This is a genomic window from Mycobacterium scrofulaceum, from assembly GCF_002086735.1.
Taxonomy (GTDB): Bacteria; Actinomycetota; Actinomycetes; order Mycobacteriales; family Mycobacteriaceae; genus Mycobacterium; species Mycobacterium scrofulaceum.
Genome location: NZ_MVIJ01000001.1, coordinates 295348 through 314718 on the forward strand (window position 1 = coordinate 295348; position 19371 = coordinate 314718).

Here is a 19371-nt window from a genome sequence, read left to right on the forward strand (position 1 = left end):
CGAGTTTACTCTTTACTGGTGCGCACATAGGTCGCCCAGGTCAGCACCGCGAAGCCGATGTAGCACCCCAAGAAGATCCATAACGCCGGCGTCTCGGTGCGAGCGGTCAAGTAGGACTGCCGCAACGCGATGTCGATGGCGAAGCCACCGAACGCGCCGACCGAATCGGCGAACCCGACCATCGCTCCCCCAACGTTTTTCGACCACTGCCTGCGGTCGTCGTCGCTGAGGCCGAGCGACCGGCTGCGCGTCTCGAACACCGACGGGATCATCTTGTAGATCGACCCGTTGCCGACTCCGGAGAGAAGGAACAGACAGACGAAGCCGACGGCGTAACCGACTATGGATGTGGTGGTGAGGCGGCCGCCATTGTTGTCCTCCAGCGTGCTGGCGAAGACAAGCACACCCGCGGCCAGGCTCATGCCGCCGAAGACCGCCAGAGTCACCCGGCCACCACCGACGCGGTCGGCGAGCTTGCCCCCGTAAACGCGCGCCAGCGACCCCAACAGCGGTCCCACGAAGGCAATTTCGGCCGCATGTAGCGAAGCCTGCGCGGAGCTTTGCCCCGCCTCGGTGAACTTCATGTGCAGCACCTGGCTGAGTGCGAAGGAGAATCCGATGAAGGATCCGAAGGTGCCGACATAGAGCAGGGAGAGGAGCCAGGAGTCGCGCTCCTTGATCATCTTCCGCATGGCCGCGAAATTGACTTGATACCCCTTGATGTTGTCCATGAACATGAATGCGCCGATGCCGGTCGCCGTCAACAACACCATGTAGAGCCCCGACACCCAGTACGGCTGCCGGTGGCCGGCCACCGCTATCACCAGCAGGCCGACCAACTGGACCACCGGCACACCGATGTTGCCGCCGCCCGCGTTGAGCCCCAGCGCCCACCCTTTGAGCCGCTGGGGATAGAACGCGTTGACATTGGTCATCGACGCCGAGAAATTGCCGCCGCCCAGGCCGGTCAGCGCCGCACACACCAGGTATGGCCATAGCGGCAGACCCGGGTTGGCCAGCAGCGCGATCGTGCCGGCGGTCGGTATCAGCAACACCAGGGTGGACGCCACCGTGAAGTTGCGGCCGCCGAAGATGCCGATCGCGGCCGTGTAGGGAATGCGCATCAGCGCACCCACCAGGGTGTTGACGGCGACGAGCAGAAACTTGTCGCTTGCCGAGAACCCATAGACCGATTCGGGCATGAAAAGGACCAGCACCGACCACAACGACCAAACGCCGAAGGCCACGTGGTCGGTCGCGATCGACCACGTCATGTTCCGGCGTGCGACGGCTTTGTTGCCGTCCTCCCAAGCCTTGGTGTCTTCGGGGTTCCAGTCCAGAATGTCGTGGGAGCGAACCATGCTCACCGCGTGCCCGGGCGCGCCGGCCGGAAACCCCAATCGCCGGACGATTGGCTGTGATTTACCTAGCAAGCCGTTGTGAGGGCAAGTTCATCGGGTCGATCAAGCGAGCCGGCTCGTGCAGCGGGCCGCCGGCGTGCCGAAGAGGCGGTAGCCCTTGTCGGTGTCGATCTGTGGGTCCACGCCGTCCTGGAAAAGGAGGATGATGTCCGAGCCACCGAATTGGAAGTAGCCGAACTCTTCCCCCTTCGCCATCTGCGTGCCTTCCACCGCGGTCAGCACCACCGACGACACGTGCGCCATGCCCACGGGGATGACCGCGACGACGCCGATGTCGTCGGAATCCGAAGCCGACGTGTCGATCGTGATGACCCCGCGATTCTGAAAAAACTCGTAACCGGTGGTGGCGCTATCGCTGGACTTGAACTCGTGGCCATCGATGGACACCTGCATGAAGACCTGCCCACTGATCAGGAAGGTCTCCTTCACCAGGCCGGAGACCGGCATGTGGTAGCGGTGATACGAATTGGGCTTGAGCATGTAGTGCACAAAAGTTCCGCCACCGAAGCTCTCGCTGTACGCGCTGCCCTCGATGAGCTGCTTGACGTTCCCGAATGTGTTGACGCCCTTTACGGTTACCGGAGGAATGTTGGAGTCGGCGTCGATGTCGTAGGCGTGCTGGAAGACGCAGTCGGCGGGAGAGGTCACCACCACGTTGCTGGCGGGTTCGGCGATTGGGCGCAGGCCGCCGTTCAATTCGCGACCGAAGAACTGGTTGAACGTCAACCAACCGCTGGGCATATTGGGCTTCCCGTCGATCAGCGACTCATGCACCCGGTACTCGGGCGCGTAATCGATGAAGGACTGCAAGACCTCCGAACTGAACGAGTCGGTGGTGTCCAGGAAGCTGCCCCATTGCCGCGAGAACTCGGTCATCCAGTCGCGAAACGCCTTGGAGCCCTGCGGCGCGGCGCCGTCGAGCTGCTGATCGACGAGGAAGAAGAAGTGCGCGATCCTGTCGTTGACCTCTTGGGCCTGCCGTTCGTCGGGGTCCACCTTTCGCCATGCCGGCGCATCGGACTGGCGGGGTACCCACCGGACCAAGCGCTTCAGGTACTCCCCGTACTCATGCAGGTCGGTCGGCCAGTCCAGCGCCGCGAACAAGTCCGGCCGCAGCTCGGCATCCGCCGACTCGCGGGCCTGCTTCAGCGAGCGCTCGAGCAGCTCGGCCAGTCCCTGCTCCTTTTCGACGACGTCGTGCAGCTTACGGACAATCGCATCGGGATCGCTCATTCGACTTCTCTCGCGGGTGTTCGTGAACGTGGATGTCCACGGGAAGTTACCCACAAACGACCGCGGTAAGCGCGAAGGCTGTGGATCGGGGTTTCCTGGCCGGCAGTTCGTTTGGTCAAGCCGGCGTGCGCTAACGCCGATGACCACGGCGCATGAAAAGCGGCTCAAGGGAAACCCCTGATGTGCGGAGCGTCGGGACGCCCCAAGGAAGCGAACCTCCGTGCCCCGCGAACGGGAAGGAGTTCGCCGATATGTACTACCCCGACACCACCTCAGCGCTGCCGACGCAGGCGACTCACCCAGGGGCGCCATGACGATCCGGCTCAGTAACCTCAAGGTCTCCCCTGACGCGTTCGCATCGGTGATGGCGACCGGGATCTTGTCGACCGCCGCCAAGAATCATCACTACATGTCGATCAGCAACGCGCTCGGTCTGATCGCTGTGCTGGCGTGGGCGGTGCTCATCGCTCTCACGATCGTCAGCGCCGCGACCCAACGTCGGCCTCTGCCGTGGGATTTCACCAAGCTCGAGAACACCATGCCCCTGTTCACGTTCGTTGCGGCACGCGCCGTGTTGTGTAACCGGCTTTCGTCGGACCACCCACTGGTCCTTCCGATCCTCGGTGCCATGGCCGCCGCGGCATGGCTGGATTTGATGCTGGTCAGCATGCGCAACGTCGCGCGGCGACGCCTCGCGGGCCTGCGCGACCAGGTCCACGGCGCGTGGCTGCTGTCAAGCGTGGCCACGTCCGGCCTGGCGATCGTCGCGACCAAATTGGCGGGCAGCACCGGGCACCGTCAATGGTCCGCCGTGGCGGTGGTCGTGTGGGTGGCGGCGCTGGCCCTCTACCTTTTGGTGACCGCATTGATCGTGTGGCGCGCAGTCGACGAGCGCCTGGATCGCGACGGATTCGAGCCTGACACATGGATCCTGATGGGGGCATTGGCCATCGCCGTCGTGGCAGGCCACGGGATTCACCTCCAGACCCGAAATGGGTTGGGCGGAGCCGTCAATGCGACCACGTTGACGGCGTGGGTCGTGGCGACGTCGTGGATCCCCCCGCTGATCTACTTGGGATTGCACCGTGTCGAGCAGCGCCCCAGGCTGCTGCGGTTCACCGGTGCGTGGTGGACGCTGGTGTTCCCGCTCGGCATGTATTCGGTGGCTACCTACCTGGTCGCCGGGGAGACGCAGGTGAGGTCGCTGCAAACCGTTTCGCTGATCTTTTTCTGGGACGCGCTGCTGGCCTGGTCCATCGTGGTGATCGCGGGATTATTGCGCATCCCCCGGGCCGTTGCCGGCCGGCGGCGAGCATAAACCCCTGGCGCTATCGCGCTGCGGCGGTGCCGGTTTCGCGCGCCGCTACGTGATTACGCGCTCGGCAGCGTCAGCCTGGGCTTGCCGTTCTTGACATGTACCGCATGGGTGCCGGGTTTCTTGCGCAATTCGTCCAGCAACCCATCAAGGTGGTCGGGGTCGGTATGCCAGTGCTGGACGCTGCCCGGGTTTTCCGCCATGTCGGCCACTACCCGTTGCAGGTTTTCCGGCGAGTCACTGTCTTTCAGGCTCGCCCCGTCCTTGACGGGCTGATTGCGCCCCTTGACGCCGACGCCGGGCAGGGCGCGCGGGAGGGCGGCACCGAGCGCACCCCCGGCCATGCCCGCCACCGCCAGACCGCTCAAGAAGCTTCCCTCGCTCACGGTGGCCGCCGCGACGGCGCTCTCGGACGTGCCCGACAACACCGCGGCGACCGTCCTGATCGCCGGGGTCGCGACGGCCCAACTCGGCGGAACGGCCAATCCCCCCACCAGGCCGGCCTGGCCGACGGTGGCCGACACCGCCGATCCCAATGCCGGTGCGGCTGAGCCGAGTCCGGCCGCCAGACCTGGCGTGGCAGCCTTCACCGCGACCGTCAGGTCCCCCAGATGCCGCGCCCCGATCACCAATCCCATGATGGTGCTGATCAGCACGTCGTTGGCGGGCAGGACTGCCTTAGGTATCAGCTCGACGTTCCCGGCGAGCTTCGCCAATGGCGAGGAATTCAGGCTGCTGAGCAAACTTGCCAACGACGAGGACGACGGCGGATTCACCGCGGCGGGGGCGGCAAGACTGCGCAGCGCGCTCGGTGTGGCGGACGTCAACTGGGAGAGGGCGGCCTGGCTATTCGTGCCCGCCGACGTGCCGACAACTTGGCTCACGGCAGCGGTCTGCCCGGCGGTGCCGGCCGGGTTGGTATTTTGCGCGGGCGGATCGAACGGCGGCACCGCGGCGGCCGCTGCCGATTGACCGGCATAGCCGTACATCGCCGCCGCGTCCTGGGCCCACATGCGGGCGTATCGGGCTTCGTTCGCCGCGATCGCCGCGGTGTTCTGGCCGAAAGTGTTTGTGGCGATTAGCGACTCGAGCTCGGCGCGGTTCGTTTCGATCACAGGCGGCGGTACGGTGGCCGCGAAGGCGGCCTCGTAGGCCGCCGCCGCAGCCCTGGCTTGGCTTCCACTCTGTTCGGCTTGCGCTGCGGTCGCGTTCAACCATGCCGCGTACGGCGCGGCAGCGGCGGCCATCCTCGCCGAGGACGGACCCTGCCAGGCAGTGGTCAGCCCCGAGATCACTGAGGAATAGGAAGCCGCGACCGAACGCAGTTCCGCGGCAAGCTCATCCCACGCCGTGGCGGCGGTCAACATCGATCCCGATCCGGGACCCGCGTACATGCGCGCGGAATTGATCTCCGGTGGTAACACCCCGTAGTCCATTGCTGGCCTCCTCAATTCGCCCGGAGTGAGTGGACGGCTGCGGTCGCTGACAATGACATTGCACCGGTCGTCATCATTCGGCCGCCTCGTGGATCACGAAGATGTTGGCCGTGGTGGCCTCCGCGGCGGCCGGTGCGGCGCCGCCCATGCCGGCGGAACGGGCCGCGGCCCCGCCGGTACCGCCGATCGCCCGGCCGGCCAACCCGGACAAGGCCATGTTGCCGACCAGGCTCCCCTGCCCGTCGGCCGCGAGAGCCGCCGGTGCGGCGCTGAGGCTGCTCTGGGGCAATGTCGCGGCAATCGTCCGGATCTCGGGCGCGGCCGAGGCCCACCCTTGCGGCACGGAGAGTCCGCCGATCAGACCCGAGCGGCCGACTCCAGCCGATACCGGTGCGCTGACCATGCGCGGGACGCCCGCGGCATCCGCCTTGGCCAGGGCCTTGGAGTAATTCTCCGACGCCGTGGTCAGGTTGGCCCCGGCCTGCGACACCAGATAGCTCTGCGTGCCCAGGAGATACGGAACACCGGGGACGGTGAACAGCGAGGCCGGCGACAACGGGCCGGTGATGAAGCCGTCGAGCGCCGAAAACAGTGATGGCGGAGCAGCCGCCGGTGCCGCTGCCGGCGCCGCTGCCTGCATGGGTGCGGCGAGGCTCTGCAACGCCTGCGGCGCCGCCGACATCAGCTGCGGCAGGTGGGTCGCCTGAGCGCCGGCCGCCGTCGCGGTGGCCTGGCTGACCGATGCGGCCTGTCCCGATGCGCCGGCCGGGTTGCTGGGCTGGGGCGGTGGAGCGAAAGGGGTGACCTGCGCGGCAGTCGCCGAGGAGGCGGCGTAGCCGTACATCGCCGCCGCATCCTGCGCCCACATCTCGGCGTACTCCGCCTGGGTGGCCATGATCGCCGGGGTGTTCTGACCGAAAAAATTCGTCGCGACCAACGCCAGCAGCCGAGCACGGTTCGCCGCAACCGACGCCGGCGGCACCGTCGCCGCAAACGCGGCCTCGTAGGCGGCGGCCGCGGCCCTGGCCTGGCCAGCCGTCAGCTCTGCCCGGCCGGCCGCGGTGCTCATCCACGCCGTGTAGGGGGCGGCAGCGGCCGCCATGGTCTGCGACGTCGGACCGCGCCACTCCGCCGTCAAACCCGAGACAACCGAGGATTGGCTTGCCGCCGTGGCGTGTAGCTGCGCCGCTAGCTCATCCCACGCCGCGGCCGCCGCCAGCATCGGCCCGGCCCCGGGGCCCGTGTCCATGCGAGTGGAGTTGATCTCCGGCGGAAGCATTCCGAAATCTATTGCCATGCAACACCTCCTGCCTTTGGCCGCGGGCACACGCCAATCCACCGCAAGCGGTGCATTGCGCGCCATCAACGACTTCCCGGCGTCCACCGCTCGTACGCTGGGAACGGCCGTACCAGATGCTGTCGATACCCTGTAGACAGTTACCTCAAACAACAGTTGCATGAGGCGTCTTCAAATGGATGTTGGATGTTGCAGCGATCTGCACGGGGGTACACGGATAGGGATGCCGGGGTTGCGCGAAAGGAGAGCCGCATGAGCGTGGCACCGAAAAGTCAGGTGCAAGTCAGCATCGATGACGACATCGAGTTCCTCACAGAACAACTCGAACGGCTTCGGGCACTTGGCGAAGAGAAGAAGGCGCACGACGTCTTCGGTGACGAGGACATCTACGACCTCAGCGTGCGATGGGGAACGGCGCTCGCCGGGCGCCTGCCGCGCATCGCACACTACAGCTCCATCGGAGTGCTCGACGAGGCCGACGAGCGCAGGTTTCAGTCACTCTGTGACGAACTGCGCGCGGTCTCGCCCCTCATCGAACGATTCAAGCTGGCTCGTCCCGAACTCGGGGATTGCCCCGACGCCCGCGCGGGCGGCCGGCATCGCCGGGCTGACCGTGGGACGGGATGGCGACGCCGACCGCGCGCATGACCCGGGTCAGGCGATCGAGGACCTGAGCGACATCGCCTGAGCCCGTTGGTCCTCGGACAGAAAATCGTTGCCGCTCAACCTGATCGCGGTCCTGGGCTTGGGGCATTCGGGGTTACGACACGTCAGCGCCACCAGATAGGCGTCGGCATCCTCGTCGAGAAAGAGGAAGCCCATGATCAGGGCATCGCCGATCGCGAAATCCGTCCCGCCACAGGCCTCGCAATGTCCGCCCTTCACCGCAATCAGTTCCAGCGCCCGCTGATGCGCCGCGGCATCCAGATTGATCAGCTCGGGGCGTACCCCCACGTGTTCCCCGGCACCCTGGGTCATCTCAGATCTCCACATCCTTGTCGTAGAAGACGCGGTCCTCACGCCAGCCGCCCGTACCGAAGCCGATACCGGCGAAGTCCTCGACGAACTCAATCTGGTTGATCCATTTCGTCATCTTGAAGCCCACCTGCGTCTCCACCCGCAAACGCAACGGCGCGCCGTGCTTGATCGGCAGCGGCACCCCGTTCATCTCGTATGCCAGCAACGTCTGCGGCTTGTGCGCGAATTCCAAATCGATGACCTCGTAGAACTGGCCCCCGCCGTGTGACGCCGGTTCGTCGGTGCTGTTGTCCTGCATGCTCAGAAAGCAGACATATCTCGCCTGGGGAAGGGGTCGCACCAGCTCCACAAGTCGGCCCAAGTGCACCCCCTTCCATTCGGCAATGCTGGTCCAGCCCTGCACGCAGTTGTGCATGACACACTGCGCCTCCGGTTCGGCCAGCGACCGCAGTGCGGCGAGGTCCAAGATCACCGGGTTCTCCACGAGGCCACCCACCCGCAGCCGCCAGTCGACGAAGTTGTGGACGGCCATCACCTTGAAGTCGATGCTCGTCGGGGGCTTGCCGTTGACCCGATGCTGCGCCGAGATCTTGCTTGCGGGGTAGTTCTGCCGGGAATTCAGCGGCCGCAACAACACATGCCGAACGGAGGAGACCACCGCCCCCAGGATGCGCTGCACCGACCGTGGATTGCGGCTACTCCAGAGCGTGGCCGCAACGTGGATGGCGACGACCGCCGCGACGATCAGCAACGAAAGCGCCGTCGCCCAATAGATGTTGCGGACGGAGCCGAAGATCATCAAGGCGGTTAGCCTGCCCCAGCCCCAGAAGAAAATCATCGACAGGTGAATCACGATGAAGATCAGGAACGCGATCAGCCCCAGGAAATGCAGACTGCGCGCCCACTGGCGCCCACCCCACATCTGTACGAACCAGGGGAAGCGCGCCTCGATTGCCGGGGACTGAGCGGCTCCAGTCAAGATCTGGAACGGCGCTAGGAGAAAGATGACACCCGCATAGGTCAACTTCTGGACGGCATCCAGCGGCTGACCGGGCAGTACCGACGGAAGATTGAACGACATGTAGGTGACGATGTCGTTCCACGCGTCGGGAAAAATTGACCACGAGTAAGGCCAGTACCGGTGCCATTGACCGGTCGCGAACAGCAAGATGTAGTACGCCAACCCGACCAGGATCCAACCGATGACCGAGAAAAAGTGCCAATGTCGGCCGACGCCCAATTGGGCGTGGCCCGGCAACGAAATCAGCGGGTGATAATCCTCTTCTTCGTCGAGCGTGTCGTAGATGCGGTCGCGCGGCATCACCTTCCGGGTAAAGCGCGCCCATTCGGTGCCCGGTTTGCTGTCGTCGTGCCAGTACAGCTTCGGGTGGGTGGAGAGAATCTCGATGCCGCTGCGGATTATCAACGTCACGAACAGCAGGTTTAGCCAGTGCTCGACGCGTAGCCAGGCCGGGTAATCGAGCGTTGTCATGCCTGGGCTCCCATCAGTCGGGCCATTGCCGGCGTTGCGGGTACGCCACATTGATGCCCGACAACACCGTCGTGTGAACCGCGGGAAAGGCCGCGGCAAACGCCATCGCCAAGGTCCCGGGCGCGAAGTCCCATCTGCCCGTCAGGGCCTCCAGTCCCGGGAGGCTCACCCACCGAGTGACCAGATAGACACCCAGAAAGGCCAGGCACACCAGGCTGCCGCAATACCAACCCGATTGCGGCACAGCGGGATTCGGCGCAAACACCATGGCGCCAACCGCGATCATGCAGGCGATCGCCAGCACAGCCGTGTAGACGATGAGATACAGCGGTGGGTCCGGCTCGGTCAGGACAACGTAGACATGCACCGCCACGAGACCCATCAGCAGCGATATTCCTACGGCGGTCACCGCTCGCGGCACGTTGAAGGCGACCCAGCCATTCAGAGTAAGCAACGGCGACGACATGATGCGCCGCCAAATCGAGATCAACGGCCGGGGGACGACATTGACCATGGCGGCGAGGTACCCACGCTGATCCATTGCAAACAGAGGCGGCCAGATCGCAAGCCCGACCGCCGTCGCCGCACCACCGCACGCCACGCCAGGAAAACTGATGCATTGAGCATCCGGAGCCCATTGATACTCTTTAGGTCTGCGCCTGGCGCGTGCTCAGCGCTCAATGACCAGCTTGCGGGACTCGGTCCGAGAAAGGGTCCGTAGGAGGGACGGCCAATGGCGGCCGAGAGAAACTGGGACAAGACCGTGGGTGCGGCCGACGATGTCCGCCGCGTGTTCGACAATGTCCCCGCGCTGTTGGTCGGCCTCGAGGGGCCCGACCACCGCTTCGTCGCGGTCAACGCCGCCTACCGCGCCCTGAGCCCGCCGATCGACAGCATCGGGCTCTTCGTCCGCGAGGTCTATCCAGAGCTGGAGAGTCAGCAGATCCTGCAAATGTTCGACCGCGTCTACGAGACGGGCGAACCCCAGTCCGGTACCGAGTGGCGGGTGCAGGCCGATTTCGAGGGCTCGGGGCAGGCACAGGAGCACTTTTTCGATTTCATCGTCACGGCGCGGCAAGGAGACGACGGCTCGATCGAGGGCGTGCAGCTCGCGTTCGTCGATGTCACCGAGCGGGTGCGGGCGCGGCAGGCCGCCGAGGCTCGCATGGCGGAGTTGTCCGAGCGATACCGCAACGTGCGCGATTCGGCCACCGTCATGCAACAGGCGTTGCTGGCGCCGTCGGTGCCCGTCGTTCCCGGCGCCGACGTCGCGGCCGAGTACCTCGTTGCCGCGGAGGACACCGGCGCCGGCGGCGACTGGTTCGACGCGGTCCCCCTTGGGGATCGGCTGGTTCTCATCGTCGGCGACGTCGTCGGGCACGGCGTCGAGGCGGCCGCGGTGATGTCGCAATTGCGCACCGCCCTGCGGATGCAGATCGTGGCGGGATATCCGGTGGCCGAGGCGCTTGCGGCGGTCGACCGCTTCCACGAACATGTGCCCGGCTCGAGGTCCGCCACCGTGTGCGTGGGATCCCTCGACTTCACCACGGGCGAGTTCCAGTACTGCACCGCCGGGCATCCACCGCCGCTGCTGGTCGGGGCGGAGGGCTCGCGCTACCTCGAGCCGTCCGGGGCCGGCCCGCTGGGCAGCGGCACGGGTTTCCCGGTGCGCACCGAATTCATCGACGTCGGTGACGCGGTGATGCTCTATACCGACGGTCTGATCGAGCGCCCCGGACGGCCGCTGATGGCCAGCACCGCCGAATTCGCCGATCTGGCCGCGACCATCGCCGCCGGCCAGGGTGGGTTCGTGATCGAGTCCTCGGCACGCCCGATCGACCGTATCTGTTCGGAGACACTGGAATTGCTGCTTCGCTCGACGGGCTACAGCGACGACATCACTCTGCTTGCGGCGCAACGGCGGACGCCGCCGCCACCGCTGCAGATGACACTGGACGCCACGATTCACGCCGCCCGCGCGGTGCGCGTCCGCCTGCGTCAATGGCTCTCCGACGTCGGCGCCGCGTCCGACGACATTTCCGACATCGTGCACGCCGTCTCCGAATTCGTGGAAAACGCCGTCGAACACGGTTACGCCACAGAGGTTTCCGACGGTGTCGTCGTCGAGGCGTCGCTCGCCGGAGACGGCAACCTGTACGCGTCGGTCGTCGACCATGGACAGTGGAAGGATCACCGCGAAGGCGAGCAGGGCCGCGGCCGCGGGCTCGCCATGGCCGAAGCCCTGGTGTCCAGTGCGCACGTCGCCCATGGGCCCGGCGGCACCACCGCCAGCCTGACGCACCGCCTGTCACGGCCGGCCAATTTCGTCACCGACACGCTCGTCAGCCGGGCGGATCGGCAGCGATCGATGGACTCCGAATTCACCTCCGTGGTCACTGAACCCGGCCGCATCGTCGTCAGCGGCGACGTCGACTCCAACACCGCTTCCACGCTGGATCGCCAGATCGCGGTCGAAAGCCGTTCCGGGATAGCGCCGTTGACGATCGACCTCAGCGCAGTGACGCAGCTCGGTTCGGCCGGCGTCAGCGCGCTGGCCGCCGCACGCGACCGGGCACAGCGACAGGGCAGCGAGTATGTGCTGGTGGCCCCGCCGGGAAGCCCGGCGCACCATGTCTTGTCGCTGGTGCAGCTACCCGTCGCCGGTGGTCTTGCGGAGAATCTCGTCGCCGAGGGCTAGGAACGCTCGGAGCGCTTGCCGTGCCGCACCTGTTTGAACGGCACTCCGCGGTCTGCCGCGTATTCGCGCGGGAAACCCAGCACCCGCTCGCCGATGACGTTGCGCGCCATCTCGGTGGTGCCGCCGCCCATCGCCACGGTCTGGCGGGACAGGTAGCGCAGCCCGGTTTCCAGGCCTTCGCCGGGTTCCCCGACCACGCCCGCGCTTCCGGCGATCGCCATGGCGGTGTCGACGTCGAGGGTCACAGTCTCGGCGTGGAACAGCCTGATGAGCGTGCCGGCGGCAGGCGGCAGCGCCCCGTCTCGGACGCTGCGGTACACGTGACCGATCAACTGCTCGGCCACCGCCCGCTGGACCAGCACCCGACCGGCCATCTGCCGCGCGCGTTCGTTACCGGCCTGCCCCACCTTCTCGATAAGTCTCACGTAGTCAACGGGATTGGCGTTGCCGCCCTCGCTACCGCTGCCGCTGGCAAACTCGGAGCCCTGGCCCACCGCGCGGCGCTCGTGATACAGCTGCCTCGACGCCACCGCCCAGCCCCCGTCGACCTCCCCGACGACGGCGTCGTCGCCGACGTCCACCCCGTCGAGGAACTCTTCGCAGAACTCGGTGGAACCGCTCAGCATGGTGATTCGCCGCAGGGTGATTCCCGGATGGGTGATGGGCACCAGGAACATGGTCAGGCCCTCGTGCTTGGGCACGTCCCAGTTGGTGCGGGCCAGGCAAAGTCCGTAGTCGGCGGCGAACGCGCTCGTGCTCCACGTCTTGGCCCCGTCGAGCACCCAGCGATCGCCGCGGCGTTCGGCCCGCGTGAGCACGCCGGCCAGGTCGGAACCGCCGCTGGGCTCCGACAACAACTGCACCAGGACCTCCTCGCCGCGCAGCGCCGCGGCGATGTGTCGTTTCTTTTGCTCTTCACTGCCGGTGTCCAGCAGCGTGGCGCAGCAGATGGTGAACGTGGGGGTGTTGAGGATCAGCGGCATCTCGTAGGTGAGGGATTCCGCGTCGAACGCCTTTTGATACTCGTAGTCCAGGCCGAGGCCGCCGTACTCGCGGGGGAAGCAGATCCCGGCGAATCCTCCCTCGTGCAGTCGCTTCTGCAGTTCGCGGGCGCGTATCCAGGATCGTTCGTCGTCGCGCGGCGCGGGCGGCGGGGACTCGGGATCGATCGGCGGCATGTTGTCCGCGAGCCACGCCCTGGCCCGCGCGGCGAACTCGGCGACGGATTCGGTCGGCGTCATCTGTTCGACCGACCCGCCTTCTCGTATCCGTAGACGCGCAGGTTGTGTTCCTCGGGCGTCCCGAACATCGACCGGTACAACGTGACCCGCCGCAGATAGAGATGCAGGTCGTGCTCCCAGGTGACGCCGATGCCCCCGTGCATCTGCACGCAGGCCTGGACGATCTGGCCGGCCATTTCGCCGACGTAGGATTTGGCGACGCTGGCGGACAGGCCCGCCCCGGGTGAGTTGGCGGCAACGTCGGCGACCGCCGCGGCGGTGGTTGCGCGGCAGGCTTCCAGCCACAGCTTCATGTCGGCGAACTTGTGTTTGAGGGCCTGGTAGGACGCGAGCGGGCGCCCGAAGGTGTGCCGGTCCAGCGCCCACTGGACGGTCAGGTCGAAGACGGTCTGCAGGATGCCGACCACCTCGGCGCACTGCAGGGTCTGGGAGATGTGGCCCTGCCGCTCGACCAGTGCGGCGGTCTCGGCGGCGGTGCCGACGGCCGCGGACCGCTGCACCACCACCCCGTCGAAACGCACCCGGGCGTACTGCTTGACCAGGTCGACCGACTGCTGGGGCTCGACCGTGACGCCCGGGGCGTCGGTGGGGACCAGGAACTGGCGCAGACCGTCACCGCAGCGGGCCACCACCAGCAGCACGGCGCTCTGCGCGCCGGCCTCGACGCGGTCCTTGGTGCCGTCGATGCGGTAGCCGGAATCGGCGGGGGTGGCCGTCACCGCCGGGCTCAGCGGCGCCCAGCCCCGGCCCGGCTCCGAAACCGCCCACGACGCCACGGTTTCCCCGGACATCAGCCCCTCGATGGTCGCGATGTGCGGTTGCGGATCCGCGCACTCGACGAGCGCCGCGAGCACCACGCTGACCGGATACAACGGCCCCGGCGCCACCGTCTTCCCGAGCTGTTCGGCGACCATGGCGAGATCGGCCAGCCCGCTGTCGGAGACGCTGCCGCCACCCAACTCCTCCGGTACCAGCAGGCCGGTCCAGCCGAGCTCCGCGGCTCGCCGCCACCATGCCGGATCGAACGACAGCCCCGCGGAGTGCAACTCCCGCACGCGACGCAGCGGCACTTCCTTTTCCAGGAAGGCTTGCGTTGTCGAGGTGAACAGCGTCTTTTCGGGAGAGTCGAGTGTGGTCATGCTGCCTCTCGTCCGAATTCGCCGGCGTCTTCGATGGTAGCAACGACCACTACGGTAAGAGATACCGGAGTCCCGTCGATAGTGCCGCTCACCGCTACAAGGCGAACACACGGCGCAGCGACCGCGCGTGCAGGACCCGGTTCTCCCGAGAAACCACCCAATCGGGAACCAGCGAGTCGAACCCGTTGAATGCCGCTGCGATCACGTGCAATTCGGTGTGGACATAGGCGTGCAGCAGCCTGTTCGCGTAGTCGATGGCTTCGTCGCGGCACGGGTCGATCTCCGCGCAGCTGATGAACGTGGGCGGCAGGCCCTCCAGGTTGGCGCGATGCGCGGGGACGTGTTGGCCGGTGGCGCTTGCGTGCCCCAGGTAATGGCCCCACGCCCGGCTCACCGCCGGCCCGTTGAGGCCGGGGGTGCGCTGGAACTCACGCCGCGACTGCGTGGCGTCGGAGTCGAGCATCGGCTGGTGCAGAATCTGCACCAGGATCTGCGGGCCCTCGGCGTCGAACATGCGCTGACTGAGGCCCGCCACGAGCGCCGCCCCCGCGTCGCGGCCCATCACCGCGATGCGGTTGACGTCCACGTTCAGCTCGGCGCAGTTCCGGATGGCGTAGTAGAAGCCCGCCTCGACGTCGTCCAACGCCGCCGGGCACGGATGTTCGGGCGCGAGCCGGTAGTCGACCGATACCAGCAGGCAACCGCCCTCTCTGGCCAGCTCCACGCACGGCGCGTGGTCGGTGTCCAGGTTGCCGGTCACGAAGCCACCGCCGTGGGCGTACAGGACAAGGGGCGAGCCCGGCTCGGCCGGATCGAGGTCGGGACCCCGGTACAAACGAAGCTTGAGCTGATGGCCGCCCGGGCCGGCGATGCTGCGCGTTTCCACGGTCACACCGGCAGGGTCGACTGCCGCGGCGCGCTCGGCGGCGAGCCGGTTGGCGTGTTCCCGTTCGGACGGCAGTGTCTCCACGCGGAATTCGGCCACGCCCAGCGCGGTGGCCGCCTCACGCAGCACCGGGTCGATACGGGTAAGGCCCTGCGGCCGCGTCAGATTCGTTTGTGTCATGACTTCTCGTCTTCCGGGCTCATCGTGCGGGCACGTGGCCTCCGGGAGCGGGGCGCACCGGAAACCCTCTTCAAGGTAGACCTGCGATTGCCCGCGGTGACGGACCAGGTGCTCGACGCCGGGGCGAGGACCGGATTCACCGCTCCCCGGGGAGCGCCTTGACCGTCGCCGGCAACCCGTAAAGCTCGGTCGCGTTGCCGCGCATGATCCGCTCCCGCTGGTCGGCCGGGAATCGGTTGATGGCGTAGGCCGGCGAGTCGTAGCTCCAGTGCGGGTAGTCCGTCGAGAACATCAGGTTGTCGCCCAGGTCCATCATCTCCAGGTAGTCCCGGAACTGCACGGTGTCGGTGTCTTCCAGCGGCTGGGTGGTGAACCGAACGTGTTCGCGCACATAGTCCGACGGGCGCCGGCGCACGTGCGGCAGGTCGCCGCGGCGGGCCTCCCAGATGCGGTCCATCCGCGACATCACCGGCATCGCCCACGTGAACCCGCCTTCGACGAACACCACCCGCAGGTCCGGGTGACGGTAGAACGCGCCGTCGAACACCAGGCTCATCAGGTGCGAGACGTACAGCAGGGGCCAGGAGGCGAAGAAGTCGTGCCAATGTGCCGGATTGCCAACGGGATACAGCGGGATCAGCTCGAAGGGCGTCTGCCCCATCAGGTGCGTGGCCACCGGGAATCCGTTGCGGGCCGCGGCTTCGTAGAGCGGGTCGAAATGCGGGTTACCGAAGGGAATCCCGCGTGTCTGCGGCGTCATCAGCACCTGCGCCATGTAGGGGTGTCCCGCCCACCGTTCCACCTCGCGCGCCGCCTGGTCCGGGGTCTGCGCGCTGACGCTGATCGATCCGCGCCAGCGGCCGTGCTCGTTGTTGGTGTGGAGCCAGACGTCGGCGAGCCAGTCGTTGTAGGCGGACTTGAGGGCGTGTTCAGCCTGTGGCAGCTGGGCGTCGCACATCGGCTCGAGGGTTGCGATGCTGACGCCGGCGTCGAGCAGCAGCTGCTTGGCGGCGAACTCCGGGTCGCTGCCCGCGACCCCGCCGCCCGGCGGGGCGGCGTCCAGGCGCAGCGACATGGTCTTGTACGAATCCGGCGTGTCATAGAAATGCGGCACCGGCGTCACCGCGTTGCCGGTCGGCCAGATCTTGTCCACCCATTCGGGCGCCGCGTACGACTTCAGCACGTCGGTCGATACGGGCAACGGATGGACGTCGGTGTCGACGATGGTGACCGCAATTTCGTCGTCGTGGCCCGTCGGCGACTCGACCCGTTCGATGGTGGTCATCGGATACGCTCCTTCAGCCCGTAGAGCTCGGCGGCGTTTCGCCACAGCACCTTGTCGCGTTGCGCGGCATCGAGGCCCTCGGCAATGGTCTCCGGCTCGGAGGTGGACCAATGGGGATACGCCGACCCGTACATCAGCAGGTCGGACTTGCCGGTGAAGTCCATCCATCGGTGCATGTCGCCAGTCTCGGTGGGTCCGTCGAACGCCGACGAGCAGAACCTGGCGTGGCTTGGGAGGTACTCGCTCGGGTAGCGGTCGACCCATGGCGTCTGATCGCGCATCGACACCCAGAAGGTGTCCAGCCGCCAGATCAACGGCGTGAGGATGTCGTAACCGCCGTCGGCGAAGACGAATTTCAGGTCGGGGTTCCTGCCGAACGTCCCCTCGACGATGAGGGTGGCCAGGTGCACGAAGTAGTTCAGCGGCATGAACGCCGCGTATCCGGGATAGGTGTGGGCGTGCCCGGCGAAGGTGGGCGGATAGTCGACACCGTTGCCGCCGTTGATGTGCACCGCCACCGGCAGGCCGTGGGCGGCCGCGGCCTCCCAGATCGGCTCGAACATCGGTTTGCCGTAGGGCTCGCGGGACTGCAGCGGGACGCCGACCTGCACCAGTTTCGGGTGATCGGCCAGGCGTTCGATCTCCGCGACCGCGCCCTTGGGGTCTTCGGGGTTGACCCGGATGGTGCCACGGAATCGATCGGTCGAGTCCGGCTCGAGCCAGCGGTCGAGCAGCCAGTCGTTGACCGCGGCGCAGATCCTGCTGTTGAGCAGGTAGTCGGCGATGTTGCCGCGGGTCAGTGGATTCAGGACGGCGTAATTGACGCCCATGTCATCGAACAGGTGCCGGCTCACGGTCTCCGGGTCCGACCCGGGGTAGTGCTCCCCATAGAGGTCGTGGCGGTAGTCCCCGCCGGGCGCGGAGTACCACTGCTGTTCGACGTCGGGGATCGAGCGCAGCCTGTGCGCGGCGGGCAGGTAGCCCCGGATCTCCGCATTGGAGCGGAAATGCGGCTGCACGCATGCGTCGATGATCATGCGGTCAGGAACACCTCCCCGCCGGTGACGTCGACCGGGTAAGTACGGATACGCCGCGTCGGGTCCGCGACGTTCCGCCCGGTGGTGATGTCGAATTCCCAGTTGTGCCAAGGGCATCGGACGATCTGACCGTCATGGACACGCCGCAGGCCGCCGGGTTCGCCCGGGTCGTACTCGTTGGTGCCGCCGAGCAGACCCAGGCACAGCGGCGCACCTTCGTGCGAGCAGTAGTTCACGATCGCGTAGAACTCGCCCCGCACGTTGTAGACGCCGACACCGAACTTGCCGACGTCGACCAGCTTCATCCCGCCGGGCGGCAGGTCGTCCAGTGAGCACACCAGTCGCCGTTCCGGCACCTATATCACCGCCTCCGACGCCACCGCAGGATCAATACTGTGCCCGTTACGGTAACCACGACAGCCCCGTTGGGCTTAGTTGCTATTTATACTATGATAGCGATATTCCCGCGTACCAATCCACTACCGGCTGCCCAGGAGGAGCGCTGAATGACGCTCAGCACCGACCCCGCCAACCAGCCCGTCACACTCGACCTCACCGGTGAGACCAGTCCCTACCCGTTCTTCGAGTACATGAGGCGCACGGACCCGGTGTGGCACGGTGCACTGGCGGACCACTCACAGATGCCGGAAGAGCTGCGGCCGAACGACGAGTGGGTGCTGTTCGGGTACGACCCCCTGTTCCAGGCATTCCGGGACGACCGGATTTTCAGCTCCCACAAGTACGACGAGACGATCGGTCTGGTCATGGGCCACACCATCCTGGCGATGGGCGGCAAGGAGCACCATGACCACCGCAACCTGGTGGCCAAGGCCTTCCGGGCCACCGCGCTAGAACGCTGGGAACCGTCGGTCATCGGACCGGTGTGCGATCGACTGGTCGACGAGATCAAGAACGACGGCCACGCGGACCTGGTCAAGGCGGTGACCTTCGAGTTCCCCACCCGGATCATCTCCACGTTGCTCGGCCTTCCCCCGGAGGATCTCGACTTCTTCCGCCGGCTGTCGCTCGACCTCATTTCCATCCCGACCGACATCGTCGCCGGGCTCAACGCGGCGGCGGAGTTGCACGGCTACTTCCTCGAACAGGTCGAGCAGCGGCGGCGCAAACGCACCGACGACATCATCGGCGACCTGGTGGCGGCCGAGATCGACGGCGAGAAGCTCACCGACGAGGCGATCATCGCGTTCCTACGCCTGCTGCTGCCCGCCGGGCTGGAGACCACCTACCGGTCCTCGGGCAACCTGCTGTACCTGCTGCTGACCCACCCCGAACAACTGGCGCAGGTCTGCCAGGACCGGTCGCTGATACCGATGGCCATCGAAGAGGGGCTGCGCTTCGAAACCCCGCTGACGATGGTCATGCGGACCACGACCGAAGAGGTCGAAATCGGCGGCAAGACAATCCCCCCCGACGCACAGATCGACATGTGCATGGGGTCGGCCAACCGCGACGAGAGCCGCTGGACCGACCCCAACACCTTCGACATCCGTCGGCCGCGCCAGGCGCACATCGCGTTCGCCGGCGGCATCCACATGTGCCTCGGCATGCACCTGGCCCGGCTCGAGACGCGGGTCATGCTGAACAGCCTGTTCGATCGGGTCGAGGATCTGGCCTTCGTGGCCGACGACGGAACGGGCCAGGAGTCCAAGATCATCGGGCTGACCTTCCGTTCCCCCAACAAGCTTCCGGTCACCTTCTCCCCGGCCGCATGA

Annotated in this window: 17 protein-coding genes; 4 read left to right on the forward strand and 13 right to left on the reverse strand. The window is 66.5% G+C overall.

Going from position 1 to position 19371, the window contains the following annotated elements; genetic code table 11:
- Positions 1 to 5 precede the first annotated feature (5 nt).
- A complete protein-coding gene (locus tag BST44_RS01205) occupies positions 6 to 1361 on the reverse strand; it encodes a nitrate/nitrite transporter (protein WP_083174748.1) in 1356 nt (451 codons plus the stop codon).
- A gap of 102 nt (positions 1362 to 1463) precedes the next feature.
- On the reverse strand, positions 1464 to 2654 hold the full coding sequence (locus tag BST44_RS01210; protein WP_083174490.1) for a phosphatidylserine decarboxylase: 1191 nt from the start codon (positions 2652 to 2654) through the stop codon (positions 1464 to 1466).
- Positions 2655 to 2964: 310 nt separating this feature from the next.
- Between BST44_RS01210 and BST44_RS01215 the strand changes: the two genes are divergently transcribed.
- Positions 2965 to 3972 (forward strand): tellurite resistance/C4-dicarboxylate transporter family protein, encoded by a 1008-nt coding sequence (locus tag BST44_RS01215; RefSeq protein WP_083174492.1) that lies wholly within the window; start codon positions 2965 to 2967, stop codon positions 3970 to 3972.
- 53 nt (positions 3973 to 4025) lie between these two features.
- Here BST44_RS01215 and BST44_RS01220 read toward each other — a convergent pair whose 3' ends face one another.
- Positions 4026 to 5405: a PPE family protein gene (locus BST44_RS01220; RefSeq protein WP_083174494.1), complete on the reverse strand. Its 1380-nt coding sequence runs from the start codon at positions 5403 to 5405 to the stop codon at positions 4026 to 4028.
- A 73-nt stretch (positions 5406 to 5478) separates the two neighbouring features.
- On the reverse strand, positions 5479 to 6696 hold the full coding sequence (locus tag BST44_RS01225; protein ID WP_083174750.1) for a PPE family protein: 1218 nt from the start codon (positions 6694 to 6696) through the stop codon (positions 5479 to 5481).
- Positions 6697 to 6960: 264 nt separating this feature from the next.
- On the opposite strand from BST44_RS01225, the gene BST44_RS01230 reads away from it, so the two are divergent.
- On the forward strand, positions 6961 to 7350 hold the full coding sequence (locus BST44_RS01230) for a hypothetical protein (RefSeq protein WP_439330687.1): 390 nt from the start codon (positions 6961 to 6963) through the stop codon (positions 7348 to 7350).
- Positions 7351 to 7356: 6 nt separating this feature from the next.
- Here the strand turns inward: BST44_RS01230 and BST44_RS01235 are convergent, their stop codons facing one another.
- The 3 genes from BST44_RS01235 to BST44_RS01245 are packed head-to-tail and all read right to left on the reverse strand — an operon-like array spanning position 7357 to position 9686.
- A complete protein-coding gene (locus BST44_RS01235; protein ID WP_083174498.1) occupies positions 7357 to 7680 on the reverse strand; it encodes a hypothetical protein in 324 nt (107 codons plus the stop codon).
- A 1-nt stretch (position 7681) separates the two neighbouring features.
- On the reverse strand, positions 7682 to 9172 hold the full coding sequence (locus BST44_RS01240; RefSeq protein ID WP_083174500.1) for a molybdopterin-dependent oxidoreductase: 1491 nt from the start codon (positions 9170 to 9172) through the stop codon (positions 7682 to 7684).
- Between the two features lie 13 nt (positions 9173 to 9185).
- On the reverse strand, positions 9186 to 9686 hold the full coding sequence (locus BST44_RS01245; RefSeq protein WP_083174751.1) for an oxidoreductase: 501 nt from the start codon (positions 9684 to 9686) through the stop codon (positions 9186 to 9188).
- 219 nt (positions 9687 to 9905) lie between these two features.
- Here BST44_RS01245 and BST44_RS01250 point away from each other — a divergent pair, with 219 nt between their 5' ends.
- A complete protein-coding gene (locus BST44_RS01250) occupies positions 9906 to 11870 on the forward strand; it encodes a SpoIIE family protein phosphatase (protein WP_083174501.1) in 1965 nt (654 codons plus the stop codon).
- Here the strand turns inward: BST44_RS01250 and BST44_RS01255 are convergent.
- The 6 genes from BST44_RS01255 to BST44_RS01280 all read right to left on the reverse strand — a co-directional run bounded on the left by BST44_RS01255 (position 11867) and on the right by BST44_RS01280 (position 17994).
- On the reverse strand, positions 11867 to 13111 hold the full coding sequence (locus tag BST44_RS01255) for an acyl-CoA dehydrogenase family protein (protein ID WP_083174502.1): 1245 nt from the start codon (positions 13109 to 13111) through the stop codon (positions 11867 to 11869). The genes BST44_RS01250 and BST44_RS01255 overlap by 4 nt on opposite strands.
- The gene (locus tag BST44_RS01260; protein WP_083174503.1) at positions 13108 to 14250 is read right to left on the reverse strand and encodes an acyl-CoA dehydrogenase family protein; all 1143 of its coding nucleotides are present in this window, start codon (positions 14248 to 14250) and stop codon (positions 13108 to 13110) included. Before BST44_RS01260 ends, BST44_RS01255 begins: the two co-directional genes overlap by 4 nt.
- 94 nt (positions 14251 to 14344) lie before the next feature.
- Positions 14345 to 15316 (reverse strand): alpha/beta hydrolase, encoded by a 972-nt coding sequence (locus BST44_RS01265; RefSeq protein ID WP_083174504.1) that lies wholly within the window; start codon positions 15314 to 15316, stop codon positions 14345 to 14347.
- 136 nt (positions 15317 to 15452) lie between these two features.
- Positions 15453 to 16601, reverse strand: coding sequence for an amidohydrolase family protein (locus BST44_RS01270; protein WP_083174505.1), 1149 nt, complete (start codon positions 16599 to 16601; stop codon positions 15453 to 15455).
- Positions 16598 to 17638 (reverse strand): amidohydrolase family protein, encoded by a 1041-nt coding sequence (locus BST44_RS01275; RefSeq protein ID WP_083174506.1) that lies wholly within the window; start codon positions 17636 to 17638, stop codon positions 16598 to 16600. Before BST44_RS01275 ends, BST44_RS01270 begins: the two co-directional genes overlap by 4 nt.
- Positions 17635 to 17994 carry a Rieske (2Fe-2S) protein gene (locus BST44_RS01280; protein WP_083174507.1) on the reverse strand — a complete coding sequence of 120 codons (360 nt, stop codon included), beginning with the start codon at positions 17992 to 17994 and terminating at the stop codon, positions 17635 to 17637. Before BST44_RS01280 ends, BST44_RS01275 begins: the two co-directional genes overlap by 4 nt.
- Before the next feature lie 150 nt (positions 17995 to 18144).
- Here BST44_RS01280 and BST44_RS01285 point away from each other — a divergent pair, with 150 nt between their 5' ends.
- Entirely contained in the window at positions 18145 to 19371 is a 1227-nt protein-coding gene (locus BST44_RS01285) for a cytochrome P450 (protein WP_083174508.1), read from the forward strand.

Bases quoted from the DNA above. Each gene is read 5' to 3' on its own strand.
- BST44_RS01205 (WP_083174748.1), bottom strand. From the start codon at position 1,361: ATGGTTCGCTCCCACGACATTCTGGACTGGAACCCCGAAGACACCAAG.
- BST44_RS01210 (WP_083174490.1), bottom strand. From the start codon at position 2,654: ATGAGCGATCCCGATGCGATTGTCCGTAAGCTGCACGACGTCGTCGAA.
- BST44_RS01215 (WP_083174492.1), top strand. From the start codon at position 2,965: ATGACGATCCGGCTCAGTAACCTCAAGGTCTCCCCTGACGCGTTCGCA.
- BST44_RS01220 (WP_083174494.1), bottom strand. From the start codon at position 5,405: ATGGACTACGGGGTGTTACCACCGGAGATCAATTCCGCGCGCATGTAC.
- BST44_RS01235 (WP_083174498.1), bottom strand. From the start codon at position 7,680: ATGACCCAGGGTGCCGGGGAACACGTGGGGGTACGCCCCGAGCTGATC.
- BST44_RS01240 (WP_083174500.1), bottom strand. From the start codon at position 9,172: ATGACAACGCTCGATTACCCGGCCTGGCTACGCGTCGAGCACTGGCTA.
- BST44_RS01245 (WP_083174751.1), bottom strand. From the start codon at position 9,686: ATGGTCAATGTCGTCCCCCGGCCGTTGATCTCGATTTGGCGGCGCATC.
- BST44_RS01250 (WP_083174501.1), top strand. From the start codon at position 9,906: ATGGCGGCCGAGAGAAACTGGGACAAGACCGTGGGTGCGGCCGACGAT.
- BST44_RS01255 (WP_083174502.1), bottom strand. From the start codon at position 13,111: ATGACGCCGACCGAATCCGTCGCCGAGTTCGCCGCGCGGGCCAGGGCG.
- BST44_RS01260 (WP_083174503.1), bottom strand. From the start codon at position 14,250: ATGACCACACTCGACTCTCCCGAAAAGACGCTGTTCACCTCGACAACG.
- BST44_RS01265 (WP_083174504.1), bottom strand. From the start codon at position 15,316: ATGACACAAACGAATCTGACGCGGCCGCAGGGCCTTACCCGTATCGAC.
- BST44_RS01270 (WP_083174505.1), bottom strand. From the start codon at position 16,601: ATGACCACCATCGAACGGGTCGAGTCGCCGACGGGCCACGACGACGAA.
- BST44_RS01275 (WP_083174506.1), bottom strand. From the start codon at position 17,638: ATGATCATCGACGCATGCGTGCAGCCGCATTTCCGCTCCAATGCGGAG.
- BST44_RS01285 (WP_083174508.1), top strand. From the start codon at position 18,145: ATGACGCTCAGCACCGACCCCGCCAACCAGCCCGTCACACTCGACCTC.